At 70.4% G+C, this 15,759-nt stretch carries 10 protein-coding genes; 3 read left to right on the top strand and 7 right to left on the bottom strand.

All coding sequences use genetic code 11. The annotated features are described in order from the left end of the window. Nucleotides 1–65 precede the first annotated feature (65 nt). From ACIGWZ_RS08005 to ACIGWZ_RS08015, 3 genes are all read right to left on the bottom strand, one after another. Complete coding sequence (locus ACIGWZ_RS08005; RefSeq protein ID WP_400061940.1) at nucleotides 66–5,027, bottom strand: NAD-glutamate dehydrogenase; 4,962 nt, start codon at nucleotides 5,025–5,027, stop codon at nucleotides 66–68. Between the two features lie 441 nt (nucleotides 5,028–5,468). After that, the gene (locus ACIGWZ_RS08010) at nucleotides 5,469–6,182 is read right to left on the bottom strand and encodes an HAD family hydrolase (RefSeq protein ID WP_400061942.1); all 714 of its coding nucleotides are present in this window, start codon (nucleotides 6,180–6,182) and stop codon (nucleotides 5,469–5,471) included. Between the two features lie 62 nt (nucleotides 6,183–6,244). Beyond that, nucleotides 6,245–6,751, bottom strand: coding sequence for a DUF6912 family protein (locus tag ACIGWZ_RS08015; protein WP_400061944.1), 507 nt, complete (start codon nucleotides 6,749–6,751; stop codon nucleotides 6,245–6,247). A gap of 286 nt (nucleotides 6,752–7,037) precedes the next feature. On the opposite strand from ACIGWZ_RS08015, the gene ACIGWZ_RS08020 reads away from it, so the two are divergent. Further along, complete coding sequence (locus tag ACIGWZ_RS08020) at nucleotides 7,038–7,727, top strand: Rv3235 family protein (protein WP_400061945.1); 690 nt, start codon at nucleotides 7,038–7,040, stop codon at nucleotides 7,725–7,727. A 283-nt stretch (nucleotides 7,728–8,010) separates the two neighbouring features. On the opposite strand, the gene secA is transcribed toward ACIGWZ_RS08020, so the two are convergent. Then, entirely contained in the window at nucleotides 8,011–10,845 is a 2,835-nt protein-coding gene (secA, locus tag ACIGWZ_RS08025) for a preprotein translocase subunit SecA (RefSeq protein WP_400061947.1), read from the bottom strand. A 240-nt stretch (nucleotides 10,846–11,085) separates the two neighbouring features. Here secA and ACIGWZ_RS08030 point away from each other — a divergent pair, with 240 nt between their 5' ends. Continuing rightward, nucleotides 11,086–11,706 carry a GNAT family N-acetyltransferase gene (locus ACIGWZ_RS08030; protein ID WP_400061949.1) on the top strand — a complete coding sequence of 207 codons (621 nt, stop codon included), beginning with the start codon at nucleotides 11,086–11,088 and terminating at the stop codon, nucleotides 11,704–11,706. A 58-nt stretch (nucleotides 11,707–11,764) separates the two neighbouring features. After that, on the top strand, nucleotides 11,765–12,973 hold the full coding sequence (locus ACIGWZ_RS08035; RefSeq protein WP_400061951.1) for a winged helix-turn-helix domain-containing protein: 1,209 nt from the start codon (nucleotides 11,765–11,767) through the stop codon (nucleotides 12,971–12,973). A 59-nt stretch (nucleotides 12,974–13,032) separates the two neighbouring features. On the opposite strand, the gene ACIGWZ_RS08040 is transcribed toward ACIGWZ_RS08035, so the two are convergent. The 3 genes from ACIGWZ_RS08040 to ACIGWZ_RS08050 all read right to left on the bottom strand — a co-directional run bounded on the left by ACIGWZ_RS08040 (nucleotide 13,033) and on the right by ACIGWZ_RS08050 (nucleotide 15,755). After that, the gene (locus ACIGWZ_RS08040; protein WP_400061953.1) at nucleotides 13,033–13,782 is read right to left on the bottom strand and encodes a response regulator; all 750 of its coding nucleotides are present in this window, start codon (nucleotides 13,780–13,782) and stop codon (nucleotides 13,033–13,035) included. Between the two features lie 233 nt (nucleotides 13,783–14,015). Beyond that, on the bottom strand, nucleotides 14,016–14,708 hold the full coding sequence (hpf, locus tag ACIGWZ_RS08045; RefSeq protein WP_400061955.1) for a ribosome hibernation-promoting factor, HPF/YfiA family: 693 nt from the start codon (nucleotides 14,706–14,708) through the stop codon (nucleotides 14,016–14,018). A 318-nt stretch (nucleotides 14,709–15,026) separates the two neighbouring features. Then, nucleotides 15,027–15,755: a ComF family protein gene (locus ACIGWZ_RS08050; protein WP_400061956.1), complete on the bottom strand. Its 729-nt coding sequence runs from the start codon at nucleotides 15,753–15,755 to the stop codon at nucleotides 15,027–15,029. Nucleotides 15,756–15,759 lie beyond the last annotated feature (4 nt).

Below are 15,759 nucleotides of genomic sequence, written 5' to 3' on the forward strand. Positions count from 1 at the left end.
CGCGGAAACGGGGACGGCCCCGGAGCCTTGAGCTCCGGGGCCGTCCGCCGTGCCGTTACCGGGCGTCAGCTGTGCGTACGGAGCAGCGTACGCATGGTCCGCATGGCCACCGAGAGGTTCGCCAGGTCGAAGCCCTCCGACCCGTGGATCTCCTCCAGCGTGGCGCGGGCGCGGCTGAGGATCGCCGCGTTCGCCTCCTCCCAGGCCTTGAACCGCTGCTCGGGCGTCGAGGTGCCGTTGCCCACCGACAGCACATCCGAGGTCAGCGCCGCATGCGCCGCGAAGAGGTCCTCGCGGATGGAGGCGCGGGCCATCGACTGCCAGCGGTCGTTGCGCGGCAGCTCCAGGATGCGGTCCAGGAGCTGGTTGATCCGCAGCCGGTCGCCCAGGTCGTAGTAGACCTCGGCGACGGCCAGCGGCTCCTTGCCCGTACGGTCCGCGATCGCGACGATGTCCAGCGCCGGGAAGACGGAGGAGAACCCGGCCACCTGGACGGCCAGCGTCTCGGGCACTCCGCTGTCCGTCAGCTCGTCCCGGATCGTCTGGTACCACTCGACGTCGCTGCCCTGGAGCAGCTTCGGCAGCTCCGCCCAGACCTGGGCGACCCGCTCGCTGAAGAAGTCGATGGTCCCGGACAGCTCCAGCGGCTGCGGGCGGTTGTTGAGCAGCCAGCGGGTGCCGCGCTCGACCAGCCGCCGCGAGTGCAGGCGGATCCGGGTCTGGACATCGGCCGCGACGACATTGTCGAGCGCCTCGACGTCGTCCCAGACCTGGTTGAGCCGGAAGATCGCACGGGCCGCGGTGTGGGCCCGCACGACCTCTTCGAGGGAGGCGCCGGTCTCTTCCCGCATGCGGTGCAGGAAGCTCGTACCGCCGGTGTTGACGGTGTCGTTGACCATGACCGTCGTCACGATCTCGCGGCTCAGGGCGTGCCCGTCGACCTGCTCGGGGAAGCGGTCGTAGAGCGCCGAGGGGAAGTAGGCGTGCAGCAGCCGCTGGAGGTAGGGGTCATCCGGCAGCCCGGTCTGGATCAGCGCATCGGCCACCGTGATCTTGGTGTAGGCCAGGAGCACCGCGGTCTCGGGCTGGGTCAGGCCGCGCCCGGCGTTCAGCCGCTCGCGGATCTGCCGGTCGGTGGGCAGGAACTCCAGCGCCCGGTCGAGGTCGCCGTCGCGCACCAGGCGGCGCATGAAGCGCTGCTGGGCGTGGAGCATGCTGGAGGACTGGGCGAGGGCCAGTGCCAGCGCGGTGTTCTGCGCGTAGTTGTTGCGCAGCACCAGCTCGCCGACCTCGTCGGTCATCTCGGCCAGCAGCTTGTTGCGCTGCTTGACCGTCATATCGCCCTCGGCGACGACCGCGTTGAGCAGGATCTTGATGTTCACCTCGTGGTCGGAGGTGTCCACACCGGCGCTGTTGTCGATCGCATCGGTGTTGATCTTCCCGCCGGCGCCGGCGAACTCGATCCGGCCCAGCTGGGTCAGGCCCAGGTTGCCGCCCTCGCCGACGACCTTGACCCGCAGGTTCTCGCCGTCGACGCGGATGGCGTCGTTGGCCTTGTCGCCCACGTCGGCGTTGGACTCCGTCGAGGACTTCACATACGTGCCGATGCCGCCGTTCCACAGCAGATCGACCGGCGCCTTGAGGATGGCCCGCATCAGATCGGCCGGCGTCATCTTCTTCACGCCGGGCTCGATGCCGAGGGCGGCCCGCACCTGCGCGTTGATCGGGATGGACTTGGCCGAGCGCGGGTGGATGCCGCCGCCCTGCGAGAGCAGCTCGGTGTTGTAGTCCGCCCAGGACGAGCGGGGCAGCTCGAAGAGCCGGCGGCGCTCGGCGTACGAGGTCGCCGCGTCCGGGTTGGGGTCGATGAAGATGTGCCGGTGGTCGAAGGCGGCGACGAGGCGGATGTGCTCGCTGAGCAGCATGCCGTTGCCGAAGACGTCGCCGGACATGTCGCCGACGCCGACCACGGTGAAGTCCTGGGTCTGGGTGTCGTGGCCCAGCTCGCGGAAGTGCCGCTTGACCGATTCCCAGGCGCCGCGGGCGGTGATGCCCATGCCCTTGTGGTCGTAGCCGGCGCTGCCGCCGGAGGCGAAGGCGTCGCCGAGCCAGAATCCGTACGACTCGGCGACCTCGTTGGCGATGTCGGAGAACGTCGCCGTGCCCTTGTCGGCCGCGACCACCAGGTAGGTGTCGTCCTCGTCGTGCCGGACGACGTTCTTCGGCGGCACGACCTCGCCGCCGACCAGGTTGTCGGTGATGTCCAGCAAACCGGAGATGAAGGTCTTGTAGCTGGCGATGCCCTCGGCCAGCCAGGCGTCCCGGTCCACCGACGGGTCCGGCAGCTGCTTGCCGACGAAGCCGCCCTTGGCGCCGACCGGCACGATGACGGTGTTCTTGACCATCTGCGCCTTGACCAGGCCGAGGATCTCCGTACGGAAGTCCTCCCGGCGGTCCGACCAGCGCAGACCACCGCGGGCGACCTTGCCGAAGCGCAGGTGGACGCCCTCGACGCGCGGCGAGTACACCCAGATCTCGTACGCCGGGCGGGGCGCCGGCAGGTCCGGGATCGCCTGCGGGTCCAGCTTCATGGACAGGTAGGCGTGCGGCCGGCCCGCGCCGTCCTTCTGGTAGTGGTTGGTGCGCAGCGTCGCCTTGATGACGGTGAGGAAGGAGCGCAGGATGCGGTCCTCGTCCAGGGAGGCGACCTGGTCGAGTGCGGCGTCCAGCTCCTCCAGCAGGGCGTCGGTCAGCTCGGTGCCGGCCCGCTGGCGCTCGGGGGCCATCCGCGCCTCGAAGAGCGAGACCAGCAGCCGGGTGGTGTGGACGTTGTTGGAGAGGGTGTCCTCCATGTACGTCTGGCTGAAGGTCGCCCCGGCCTGCCGCAGGTACTTGGCGTACGCGCGCAGCACCATCGCCTGGCGCCAGTTGAGGCCGGCCTGGAGCACCAGCTTGTTGAAGTTGTCGCTCTCGGCGGCGCCCGTCCACACCGCGGTGAACGCCTCCTGGAAGCGCTCGCGGGCGTCGTCGCCGGCGACGTGCTCCGGCATCCGCAGGCCGAAGTCGTAGATCCAGGCGATGGTGCCGTCCGCGCGGCGCAGTTCGTGCGGGCGCTCGTCGACGACCTCGACGCCCAGGCGGTTCAGGCCCGGCAGCACCCGCGACAGCGAGACCGGCTCGCCCGTGCGGTAGATCTTGAAGCGGCGCTCGCCGGGGCCGGCGCCGACCGGCTCGTACAGGCTGACCGAGAAGTCGTTGCCGGGCTTGCCGGTGAGCTTCTCCAGGTGCTGGAGGTCGGCGACCGCGCTGCGCGGGGAGTTGTCGGCCTTGTAGCCCTCGGGGAAGGCGTGGCCGTAGCGGCGCAGCTGCTCGGCGGCGCGCTCCTCACCGCATTCGGCGGTCAGCGCCTCGGCGAAGCCGTCGGCCCAGGAGCGGGCGGCCTCCACCAGGCGGCTCTCGATGCGGTCCGCATCGGCGTCGGTGAGGTCGGGCAGGCTGGCACCGGGCTCGACGCGGACGACGAAGTGCAGTCGGGAGAGGATCGACTCGGTGTTCCACGCCGTGAAGTCGACGCTGGTGCCGCTCAGCTCCTCCTTCAGGATGTCGATCAGCCGCAGCCGGACGCCGGTGGTGTAGCGGTCGCGCGGCAGGTAGACCAGCGCGGAGTAGTAGCGGCCGTACTCGTCCTGGCGGAGGTAGAGCCGCAGCCGGCGGCGCTCTTGGAGGTAGAGCACGCTGGTGGCGATGGCCTGGAGCTGGTCGACCGGGGTCTGGAACAGCTCGTCGCGCGGGTAGGTCTCCAGGATCTGGAGCAGGTCGCGGCCGTCGTGGCTGTTCGGGGTGAACCCGGCGCCCTCGAGGACCTCGGTGACCTTGCGGCGGATGACCGGGACCCGGCGGACGGACTCGGTGTAGGCGGCCGACGAGAACAGGCCCAGGAAGCGCCGCTCTCCGACGACGTTGCCGTCCTTGTCGAACTTCTTGACGCCGACGTAGTCCAGGTACGAGGGGCGGTGCACGGTGGCCCGGCTGTTGGCCTTGGTCAGGATCAGCAGCTTGTGCTCGCGGGCCTTGGCGCGGGCATCGGCGGGCAGCCGGTTGAAGGACGGCGAGACGGGGTGGCCGATGTCGCTCTCGCGGTGCTTGGGGTCGGCGCGCAGGATGCCCAGGCCCGTGCCGGGCACGGCGGTCAGGACGTCCTCGTCCGCGCCGCCGTCGCCGGGCGCGGACGCCAGCTCGTACTCGCGGTAGCCCAGGAAGGTGAAGTGATCGTCGGACAGCCAGCGCAGCAGCTCCTGGGCCTCCTCGATCTCCTGCTCCCGCAGGTCGTCGGCGACCGGCTCGTCGGGCAGCTCGGTGGCGATGCGCAGCGAGGCGGCGCGCATCTTGTCCCAGTCCTCCACGGCCTCGCGGACATCGGAGAGCACCCGCAGCAGATCGGCGGTGATCTGCTTGAGGTCCTCCCGGTCGGTCTCGCGGTCCATCTCGACGTGGATCCACGACTCGGTCACCGCGTCGTGCGGCAGCTCGGCGCGCTTGCCGTTGGTGCCGTTGCCGCGCGTGTCGCCGTTGGCGTCGATGATCTCGATGAGCTTGCCCGTGACGTCCCGGCGGACGATCACCTGCGGGTGGATCACGACATGGATGCCGCGCCCCTGCCGCGAGAGCTCATTGGTCACCGAGTCGACGAGGAACGGCATGTCGTCCGTCACGACCTCGACGACGGAGTGGCTGCAGGTCCAGCCGTTCTCCTCGACGGTCGGGGTGTGCACCCGGACGTTCGCGGTGCCCTGCGGGCGCATCTCCGCCAGGCGGTAGTGCGAGAGCGCGGCACCGAAGACGTCAACCGGGTCACGGTCGGCGAGGTCCTCGGGGGCGGTGTGCAGGTAGTAGCGCTGGAGATATCCCGTCAGGGTCTCCGGGTCGAGGCCGCGTACCGGGAGATGTCCCCCGGCCGGGCTGTTTTCAGCGACCCGGGCGGCCCTGGCGAGCAGCTCGGTCTTGGCTTCGTCCAGCTTGGTCTGCATGTCCTCTGGCTCCTGTCGCGCGCCGTTGCGTGACGTCGTGGAAGAACTTTGTGGAAGCCGCACAACGCCGCCGCGACGCGGGGTGTCCTGTCGATGTCGACGCTATGCCGCAATGGGAGAAGGCCGTGCCGTGTTCGACGAGTTTTGTCACAGTCGACATGGGCCCTTGGCCGCAAAGACCAGCGACCGCCCGGTCACGGTGGTGTCCCGGGCGCACGGCGGGGGCCTCGATGCCCCCGCGGGTTATCGCGCTGATCACGGTGCAAGGCTATCGCTCCCGGCAGGGGTGCCGTCATGGGCCGTGTACGTACAAAACCCCACTCCGAACTTAGACCATCCGGACAACGTCTGGCCCGTCCGGATGTGCGATGGCACGACGCGCGGGGCACGACGCCCGCGCGGCACCGCCAGGGGGGAACGACGCCCGCCCGGCACCGCCGGCTACCCGGCGGCTGCGCCCCGCGCCAGCTCCGCGGCCGTCTCCACCGCCTCGGCGAGCGTGTCCACCACCGGCACCCCGGCGGCCTGCAGACTTCCGCGGCTGTGCGAGCCGCCGGTGTAGAGCACCGCATGCGCTCCAGCGTCCCGCGCGGCCACCGCGTCGTCCACCGCGTCACCGATCACGACCGTACGCCCCGGATCCACGTCCGTCAGCGCCGCCAGATGCCGCACCATGTGCGTGCTCTTGCCGCCGCCCGACGGTCCGGTCCTGCCGTCCACCCGCACAAAACGCGCCTCGATCCCGAAGCCGCGCACCAGCGGTATCAGCTCGTCGTGCCCGTACATGCTGAGAATCGACTGGCTGTGCCCGGCCGCCTGCCAGCCCTCCAGCAGCAGATCCACGCCCTCGGCCAGATCGCACCTGACCCGGTGCTCGCTGTAATGGCGGTGAAAGGCATCGTCCATCACCAGCCACTCGGCTTCCGTCGGCATCCGCCCCAGCAGCCGCTCGTAGAACCGCGGGATGGGCACGCAGTACAGCTCTCGGTACCGCTCCAGCGAGATCGGCTCCAGCCCGATCTCCGCGAAGGCGGAATTGGTCGCCCCGATCACCGCGTCGGTGTCGTGGAACAGCGTGCCGTTCCAGTCCCACACGATGTGCGACGCGCGCCGCGCCCCGTCACTCCTCATGTACGCCCCCTTGTGCGACCCCATGAAGAAAAAATACCTGCACCCACCGACAACGCCGCAGAACGGAGCGAGGGGGCGCCGGCACCTCAGCCGATCACGTGCGGGATCTCCTGCACCCCGAACCACATCAGGTCGTGGTCCTGCGCACCGTCCACCACGAACTGCGCGTCGTCATCGCCCTGATCCGCCGCGCCCAGCGCCGCCGCGGCCGCCGCGACATCCGCCTCGGCGTCGTCGGCGTCCACATGCACCGCCGCCGCCTTCGTCAGCGGCACCGGCCCGGCCAGCCGCACCTCGCCCAGCGCCGACTCGTCGAGCCCGCGGTCCGGATCCGCCACGGCCACGCCCTCCGGCACGTCCACGGCCACCACGACCCGCCGGCGCGCGACCTGCGGATTCCCGGCGAGCTGCCGCAGCGAGGCCTGGGCCGCACGGTTCAGCGCCGCGTACTCCAGCTCCTCGATGTCGTCCGAGACGTACCACTCGCGCAGCGCGGGCGTGACGGCGTACGCGTCCAGGGGCCCGGGACCGAGCTCACCGCTTCTGTGCGCCTCTGCGAGACCGGAAAGGGTCAGGGGGACATAGACGCGCATGGCAGTCGCTTCCGCTCGATTCGCTCGACTCTGGAGAATGCCCCGCCAGCATACGGGCGGGAGTCCCCCATCGGGTCGCCCGCATCGCCCCCGCGCCGCCCGCCGCGCGCCCCCACCGCGCCCCTCTCCCAAGGCCATTTTGCAAGCCCCCGACACGGACGGGTGAACTCTCCGGCCTCCGCTCGCCCGCCCGCTGCCGCCTTGCCGCCCGCCCCGCGCCGCCGATAGGAAATCCACCGAAGCTACCGCCGGGTAACCGATCGACCCGGCACAAGGGGGCACCACCATGACGGACACCGACCCGACCCGAACCGCCGGCGCACCCGCAGAACCCGGCCCCGGCCGGACGCCCCGCGACGCCGCCGCCACCCACGGCACGCCGCCCGCCGACCCGCCCGGTACCCGCGTCCCCCGGCCCCGCTCCGGGCGCGGCCCGGGCGCCGGTCCCGGTCCCGGGCGCGGCCGCGGCCCCGCACGCACCCGCCCCGGCAGCCCGTCGACCACCGGCCGCAGCACCCCGGGGCGCTCGCTCACCGGCCCCGCCGCCGCAGCCGCCGCAGCCACCGCCGCCGCCCGCCTGCCGACCGTCGGCGCCCAGCGCCGCGCGCACGAGCGGCGGCCGCACCACTGGTTCGCCCGTCAGCTGCTGCTCACCCTCAGCGGCCAGAGCCCCGTACACGCCCTGCTGGGCCACGCCCTGCCCGGCGCCTACGACCGGCTGGTCGAACTCGCCCCGCAGGCCCCGCTGCGCCCCCTCACCGCCCCGGGCCGCCGCGCGCCCCTCCCCGCCCTCCACACGTGCGGCCTGTGCCGGCCGTGCACCGGCGTCATCGAGGCATTCGCCCGCATCACAGCCGGCGACCGCCTCCGGGCCCTCGCCTTCCGCCTGGAACTGGGCGCCGACACCCGCTGGCGCTGTGCCGCCTTCGACATCGGCCCGACGCCGACGCCATGGGTCCCGGCGCCCCGCTCCTAGGGGGTGTCCGCAAAGTCCTGTCGTCCGCCCGGAGGGCGGGGCTGGCGGCGTCTGGTGCGTGCGATCGCAAGGCGGAGGGTCGTCCTCGTAGCGGGCTACGTGGACGATCCCGACAACGCAGCGAGCGTGCGTGCCAGGCGCCGCCAGCCAGGCGGGACTTTGCGGACACCACCTAGGCCGGAGCCGCACGACATCGGCCCGCACGGCACCGGCGCCGCGCAACGGAGCCCCGGCACGCAAAAGCGCCCCGGCCGTCACAGCCGGGGCGCCTCGTTCTGCGTGCCTACTTCTTCCGGCGGCGGCCGCCGCCCTTCTGCGCCTTGCGCCGCTCCGCCCGGGTCAGCCCATCGGCCTCGGAGCGGGCCGGGCCCTCGCCGTCCTCGTCGCTGATGAAGTCGCCCTCGATGACGCTGCCGTCGCCGTCCACCTTGGGCGCGGTGAAGTGCAGCCGGTCCGGACGCTGCGGGGCCTCCAGGCCCTTGGCGTGGATCTCGGGGCGGCCGGCGGCGGCCGGGACGACCTCCTGCTCGGCCTTCTCCAGAGAGGGCCGCTCGGCCGTCTCCTGGACCGGGACCTCCTCGACCTGCTGCTCAACCTGGACCTCCAGGTTGAACAGGTAGCCGACGGACTCCTCCTTGATGCCCTCCATCATGGCGGTGAACATGTCGAAGCCCTCGCGCTGGTACTCGACCAGCGGGTCCTTCTGGGCCATCGCCCGCAGGCCGATGCCCTCCTGGAGGTAGTCCATCTCGTAGAGGTGCTCACGCCACTTGCGGTCCAGGACGGACAGCACGACGCGGCGCTCCAGCTCGCGCATGATGTCCGAGCCGAGCTGCTCCTCGCGGGCGGCGTACTGCTCGTGGACGTCATCCTTGATCGCGTCGGCGATGAACTCGGAGGTCATGCCCGCGCGGTCGCCGATCTCCTCCTCGAGCTCCTCGACGGTCACCTTGACCGGGTAGAGCTGCTTGAAGGCGCCCCACAGCCGCTCCAGGTCCCACTCCTCGGCGAAGCCCTCGACGGTCTCCGCCTGGATGTAGGCGTCGATGGTGTCTTCCATGAAGTGCTTGATCTGGTCCTGCAGGTCCTCGCCCTCCAGGACGCGGCGGCGCTCGCCGTAGATGACCTCGCGCTGGCGGTTGAGGACCTCGTCGTACTTCAGGACGTTCTTGCGCGTCTCGAAGTTCTGCTGCTCGACCTGCGACTGGGCGGACGCGATCGCCCGGGTCACCATCTTGTTCTCGATCGGTACGTCGTCGGGGACGTTGGCCATCGCCATGACCCGCTCGACCATCTGGGCCTTGAACAGCCGCATCAGGTCGTCACCGAGGGAGAGGTAGAACCGCGACTCGCCGGGGTCGCCCTGACGGCCGGAGCGACCGCGCAGCTGGTTGTCGATACGGCGCGACTCGTGCCGCTCGGTGCCCAGCACATACAGCCCGCCGAGCTCCTTGACCTCCTCGAACTCCGCCTTGACCGCGGCCTCGGCCCGCTCCAGGGCGGCGGGCAGCGCGGCGGCCCACTCCTCGACGTGCTCGACCGGGTCCAGGCCGCGCTGGCGCAGCTCCGCCTCGGCGAGGTCGTCGGGGTTGCCGCCGAGCTTGATGTCCGTACCGCGGCCGGCCATGTTCGTGGCGACCGTCACGGCGCCCTTGCGGCCCGCCTGGGCGATGATCGGCGCCTCCCGGTCGTGCTGCTTGGCGTTGAGCACCTCATGGGCCACGCCGCGCTTGTTGAGCTGCTGGGAGAGGTACTCGGACTTCTCGACCGAGGTGGTGCCGACCAGGATCGGCTGGCCCTTCTCGTGCTTCTCGACGATGTCCTCGACGACCGCGTCGAACTTCGCGGGCTCGGTGCGGTAGATCAGGTCGGCCTGGTCCAGCCGGACCATCGGGCGGTTCGTCGGGATCGGGACGACGCCGAGCTTGTAGATCTGGTGGAACTCGGCGGCCTCGGTCATGGCCGTACCGGTCATGCCGGAGAGCTTGTCGTAGAGGCGGAAGAAGTTCTGGAGGGTGATCGTGGCGAGCGTCTGGTTCTCGTCCTTGATCTCCACCCCTTCCTTCGCCTCGATGGCCTGGTGCATGCCCTCGTTGTAGCGGCGGCCGGCGAGGATACGGCCGGTGTGCTCGTCGACGATCATGACTTCGCCGTCGATGACGACGTAGTCCTTGTCGTTCTTGAACAGCTCCTTGGCCTTGATCGCGTTGTTGAGGTACCCGACGAGTGGGGTGTTCACCGACTCGTACAGGTTGTCGATGCCCAGCCAGTCCTCGACCTTGCTGACGCCGGACTCGTGGATGCCGACCGTGCGCTTCTTCTCGTCGACGTCGTAGTCGCCGGTCTCCTCGACGCCGCGCTGCGGGTTGGCGGCCTCGCCCTTCTTGAGGCGCTGCACCAACTTGGCGAAGTCGCCGTACCACTTGGTGGCGGAGTCCGCGGGACCCGAGATGATCAACGGCGTACGGGCCTCGTCGACGAGGATCGAGTCGACCTCGTCGACGACCGCGAAGTTGTGGCCACGCTGGACGAGTTCGTCCTGCGACCAGGCCATGTTGTCGCGCAGATAGTCGAAGCCGAACTCGTTGTTCGTGCCGTACGTGATGTCGCAGCTGTACTGCTCGCGGCGCTGGGCGGGCGTCATGTCGGCGAGGATGCAACCGACCGTCAGACCGAGGAATTTGTGGACCCGGCCCATCATCTCGGAGTCCCGCTCGGCCAGATAGTCGTTCACCGTGATCAGGTGGACGCCCTTGCCGGACAGCGCGTTGAGATACGTCGGGAGGGTACCGACGAGGGTCTTGCCCTCACCGGTCTTCATCTCGGCGACGTATCCGAGGTGAAGGGCCGCGCCACCCATCAGCTGGACGTCGTAGTGGCGCTGGCCGAGCACGCGCTTGGCGGCCTCACGGACCGTGGCGAACGCCTCGGGCAGCAGGTCGTCCAGGCTCTCCCCGTCCGCGAACCGCTCTTTGTACTCATCCGTGAGCGCCCGCAGCTCGGCGTCGGAGAGGGCCGCGAAGTCCTCTTCGATGGAGTTGACCTGGCCCGCGATGCGGTGCAGTTTGCGCAGGATCTTTCCTTCGCCTGCACGCATGAGCTTGTTGAAGACGGACACTTGGGCTGGTCTCCTTGCCGGTCGGGCCTGGCACGGTCGGGTGCGCGGGGCGCGGCATTTTTCCAGGGGCAGGCCCCGCCGCAACGGCCATCGTAAGGGAGGACGCTGTCGGGCCGGGAGGTCCGCCGCAGCGACGGCAGGCCTGCCTTCCCCAGGTGAACGCCTGAGCGGGCGAGAAGGTGCCGGGAATCACCGCGAAATCCCGTCGCGGTCGCCCCCGCCGCGCCGCACACTCGCTCCATGGAGCCCGTCATTCTCACCACCGAGCGTCTTCTCCTGCGCCCTTTCGAGGCGTCGGACGCGGCCACCGTATACGCCGCCTGTCAGGAACCCGACATTCCGCGCTGGACGAGCATTCCCTCGCCGTACGGATTCGAGGACGCGGAACTGTTCACCGGCACCACCTCTCCCGAGGGCTGGCACACCGACACGAGCTATTCCTTCGCGGTGCTCTCCCGGTCCGACGGCTGCCTGGTCGGCTCCATGGGCCTGATACGGCTCGACCGGCTGCACCCCCCGGAGCGGCAGGCGGAGCTCGGCTACTGGACGGCCAAGGAGCACCGCGGCAAGGGATACACCGTCGAAGCGGCCCGCGCGGTGGTGCACTGGGCGTTCGCGGATCTCGGGGTGGAGCGGATGGAGTGGCTCGCGGAGGCCGGCAACGAGGGCTCCCAGGCGGTGGCCCGCAGGGTCGGCTTCCGGATGGAGGGCACCCTGCGCGCCAAGCTGATCCACGCGGGCACCCGCCGGGACGCCTGGATCGGCTCCCTGCTCCCGTCCGATCTGCCCCGGGAGCCCGAGCCGGGCTCCACCGCCGCACCGGCCACGGACGCCACGCCGTACCTCCCGTACCAGGGCTGAACGGCAGGGCGGCGGCGCGCCCGGGTCCGTTGTCAGTGGCCGCCCCTACCCTTTCCGCATGACCGCAGTGCCGCGCACCCAGCCTTCGCCGCCGCCCCTGACCTCGCTCTCCCGGGACGACGCCCGGCGCATGGCGCTACGGGCCCAAGGCCTGGTGGGCGCACCGGACCGGCGGGCGGGGGTGGGCGGGGTGCTGCGGCATCTGGGCGCGGTGCAGCTGGACACGATCTCGGTGCTGGCGCGCTCGCACGAGCTGGTGCCGTACGCCCGCCTCGGCGCGGTCGGCCGCACCGCCGTCGAAGGGGCCTACTGGACGGACACCCGCAGCTTCGAGTACTGGTCGCACGCCGCCTGCATCCTGCCCATAGAGGAGTGGCCGCTCTTCGCCTTCCGCCGCCGGGCCTTCCGCGCCAAGGGCCACCGCTGGCACATCATGAAGGACTCCGAGCGCTCCTGCGCCGCGGTCCTGGCGCGCCTCTCGGCGGACGGCCCGCTGACCACGTCCGAGCTGGGAGGCGGCCGGAAGGGGGGCGAGTGGTGGGACTGGTCCGAGACCAAGATCGCGGTGGAGTGGCTGCTCGACACCGGCCAGGTGGTCTGCACGGAGCGCCGCGGCTGGAAGCGGGTGTACGACCTCGCCGAGCGCGCCGTCCCCGATGCCCTGCTGCACGACGATCTGGACGACGCCGAGTGCATCCGCCGCCTCGTCGCCCAGGCGGGCGCCGCGATGGGCGTGGCCACCCGCGCGGATCTCGCCGACTACCACCGCCTCAAGGGCGAGCAGGTGGACGCCGTGATCGAGGGCTCGGGGCTGGTGCCGGTCGACGTCGAGGGCTGGGGGAAGCCCGCCTGGGCCGATCCCGCCGCCCTGGCCGCCCCGCCCCGCGGCCGGCACCGCACGACCCTGCTCTCGCCGTTCGATTCCCTGATCTGGGACCGCCCGCGTACGGAGCGGATCTTCGGCTTCACCCACCGTCTGGAGGCCTACGTCCCTCGCCCGAAGCGGATACACGGCTACTTCGCGATGCCTCTGCTGTCGGGGGGCCGCCTGGTGGGCCGCGCCGATCCGGCCCGCGAGGGCGGCACCCTCATCGCCCGTCAGGTCTCGCTGCAGGGCCCCAAGGCCGTCCGCCCCATGGCCCAGGCCCTGCACGAGGCCGCCGGCTGGGTCGGCTGCGACTCCGTACGCCTGGAGCGGTGCGACGACCCCACGCTCGCCGAAGCCCTCCGCGCGGAACTCACTCACACGAGTGATGGCTCCGGCTGAGTCCGCCGACGCCGCCGGGGGCTCGCACAGCCCCCGGTCCGACGGCCGCGGCCGTCCGCTCAGCGGATCTCGAGAATCTTCTCCCGCATCGCATACACCACGGCCTCCATCCGGGAGTGCAACTGCAGCTTCTCCAAGATGTTGCGGACATGGTTTTTCACGGTGTTTTCGGAAATGAAGAGCTCTTTGGCGATATCGCGATTGTTCATGCCCGTGGCGACAAGCTTGAGGACCTCGAGCTCGCGGTCGGTGAGCCGGGGCGCGGGCACCAGCCTGCGCTCGTCCGTGCGCTGGATCATCGACTTGAACTCGGTCAGGAGCTTGGACGCCATCGACGGGCTGATCTGCGACTGGCCGTCCGCGACGGCGCGGATTGCGGTGGCCACCTCGTCGGTGGAGATCTCCTTGAGGAGATATCCCGTGGCGCCGGCCTTGATCGCGTCGTAGAGATCGGCCTCTTCATCGCTGATCGTCAGCATGATGATCTTCGCGCTGGGAGCCACCTCCTTGATGGAGGTACAGGCCTCGATACCGCCCCGTTTGGGCATCCGTACGTCCATCAGCACGATGTCGGGCAGCAGGTCCGCGGCCTTGTCGCACGCCTCTGCGCCGTCCCCGGCCTCGCCGACGACCTGGATGTCCTCTTCCTGGGCCAGCACGATCTCCAGGCCCCGCCGGAAAAGCGCGTGATCGTCCACAACCAGGACCCGGATCGGCTCCTTGCGCGGCACGCTCGCGGCGGCTGCGTCCCCGATACCGCTTCCCTCGTCGTCCGCGCCGTCACACACGGGCCCGAAACTGTCCCCCATTGTTCCTCCCCGTCAACTACTCGGCCGAAGGGCCAGAGCTTGGAAATAAGGCTGGTTGACAACAGCCCCGCGCGGCCAGCCTGATCAATGCCATACGACCGTCTCCCCGGCAAGTAGCCGTTTCACGTCCACAAACTCCCTGGCTGGCACAAACACTATACGGCTTCAACTCCTGCTTTCTTCAGGCACGATGGTGCCCCCGGCGTACGCCGGGGGCACCGAGCGGATGAGTGTCAGCCTCCGAGCGCGCCGCCTGCGCCCCCCGGTTCTTCCTCCCCGAACGAGTCGGGGTTCAAGTGGATGACGCCGTAGTCGTATGCATGCCGCCGGTAGACGACACTCGGCTGCTTGGTCTCGGCATCGACGAAGAGATAGAAGTCGTGGCCGACCAACTCCATCTCGTAGAGCGCCTGGGTGAGCGTCATCGGCGCCGCCGAGTGGGTCTTCTCGCGGACGATCAAGGGTCCTTCGCCCTGGACGTCGAGCGAGCCCATCTTCGTGATCGGCACCGTCGGCTCGGTCTCGCTCTCGGTGGCGAGCTCACCGTTGGTGTTCAGATGCGCGGCGTCGGGGACGCTGACGGCGACATCACTCGCCGGGATGCGGCCGTTGCCGCGACGTGAGTGGCGCTTGTCGTGCTGCTTCCGCAGTCGCGCCTCCAGCTTGGCGGTAGCCAGGTCCAGCGCGGCGTACGGGTCGGCTGCGGCCGCCTCGGCCCGGACCACCGGGCCACGGGAGCGGAGGGTGATCTCCACTCGGTCGGAACGGTCGGCCTGCCGCGGGTTGGGCTCCTTGGACACCTCGACGTCCAGGCTGATCACCTTGCCGTCGAGCTTCTGGACTTTGTCCAGCTTCAGCTTCTCGGCCACGTGCTTGCGGAACCGCTCGGGCACCTCGGTCTTGCGGCCCTTGACGACGATGTCCACGCAGAACTCCGTTCCCGGATCGCTCCGCTACGCAGAGGGAGCGACTCCTTCTTGCACCAGGCTCCGGTAGGTGCCGAAGCCTCGGACTTGGCGACTTTCACCTCCTCCTCCCCCGAGGACAAGCTCTCCACTCCAACGTTTTCAGGTTCGCCTCAATAGCCCCCAAGCGCATACATCGCGACATCCGAGGCAAAGCGGCCACCAAGTCCTCACAACCGAACATAGCTCTCCTGGATGGGTGTCGGCACCCCCTTGCGACCACCAGCTCCGTTTGGGTGAATTTTGTTGCCCATTACCTGCACCGATGAATTTTCTTGGTCAGTTCCGGTTCCTTTCAAAAGCCCTGGGAGACGCCGCGACCACCGCCGCCCCGGCCACCCGGCCACCCGCCGCGGCGATCGCCCGCGCCGCCTCGGCGAGCGTGGCACCCGTTGTCACCAGGTCGTCCACCAGCACCACTGACGCCCCCGCCAGCAGCCTCCCACCCGCGCCCCGCGCCTCCAGTGCACCGGCCACATTCGTCAGCCGCTGCGGGGCGCTCAGCCCCGCCTGGTCGGCCACCGCGCGGCCCTGCCGCAACGCCGCGAGCACCCGCGCCCCGGCGCCGCTCCGCCGCAGGTCGGCCGCCGCCGCCAGCGCGATCCTGCGTACCGGATCATGGCCCCGGCCGGCCACCGATCTTCGGGCCGACGGCACGGGTACCAGCACGAGCGGCCCGCCGCCCCGCCGCTCGCCCACCGCCCCGCCACCGGTCTGCACCCGCCGCACCGCCCCGGCCAGCGCCGCACCCAGGGGCCGCGCCAGCCGCAGCGCCCCGCGCTCCTTGTGGGCCAGCAGTACGGCCCGCACCTCGTCGGCGTACGGCGCACCGGCCCACACCCGGGGCAATCCGACGGGTCCCGGCTGCGGCCTCACCCGTCGCGCACCGCGCCCGTCACGCGACAGCGCCCGGCGACACTGCGCACACAGCTCCGTACGCGGCCTGCCGCACCCCGCGCAGTCGACCGGCAGCACCAGACCGGCCAGTTCCCGCCACACACCCTGCATGACT

It is taken from the genome of Streptomyces sp. NPDC053427 (assembly GCF_044544985.1).
Taxonomy (GTDB): Bacteria; Actinomycetota; Actinomycetes; order Streptomycetales; family Streptomycetaceae; genus Streptomyces.

Bases quoted from the DNA above. Each gene is read 5' to 3' on its own strand.
- ACIGWZ_RS08005 (WP_400061940.1), bottom strand. From the start codon at position 5,027: ATGCAGACCAAGCTGGACGAAGCCAAGACCGAGCTGCTCGCCAGGGCC.
- ACIGWZ_RS08010 (WP_400061942.1), bottom strand. From the start codon at position 6,182: ATGGGGTCGCACAAGGGGGCGTACATGAGGAGTGACGGGGCGCGGCGC.
- ACIGWZ_RS08015 (WP_400061944.1), bottom strand. From the start codon at position 6,751: ATGCGCGTCTATGTCCCCCTGACCCTTTCCGGTCTCGCAGAGGCGCAC.
- ACIGWZ_RS08020 (WP_400061945.1), top strand. From the start codon at position 7,038: ATGACGGACACCGACCCGACCCGAACCGCCGGCGCACCCGCAGAACCC.
- ACIGWZ_RS08030 (WP_400061949.1), top strand. From the start codon at position 11,086: ATGGAGCCCGTCATTCTCACCACCGAGCGTCTTCTCCTGCGCCCTTTC.
- ACIGWZ_RS08035 (WP_400061951.1), top strand. From the start codon at position 11,765: ATGACCGCAGTGCCGCGCACCCAGCCTTCGCCGCCGCCCCTGACCTCG.
- ACIGWZ_RS08040 (WP_400061953.1), bottom strand. From the start codon at position 13,782: ATGGGGGACAGTTTCGGGCCCGTGTGTGACGGCGCGGACGACGAGGGA.
- ACIGWZ_RS08050 (WP_400061956.1), bottom strand. From the start codon at position 15,755: ATGCAGGGTGTGTGGCGGGAACTGGCCGGTCTGGTGCTGCCGGTCGAC.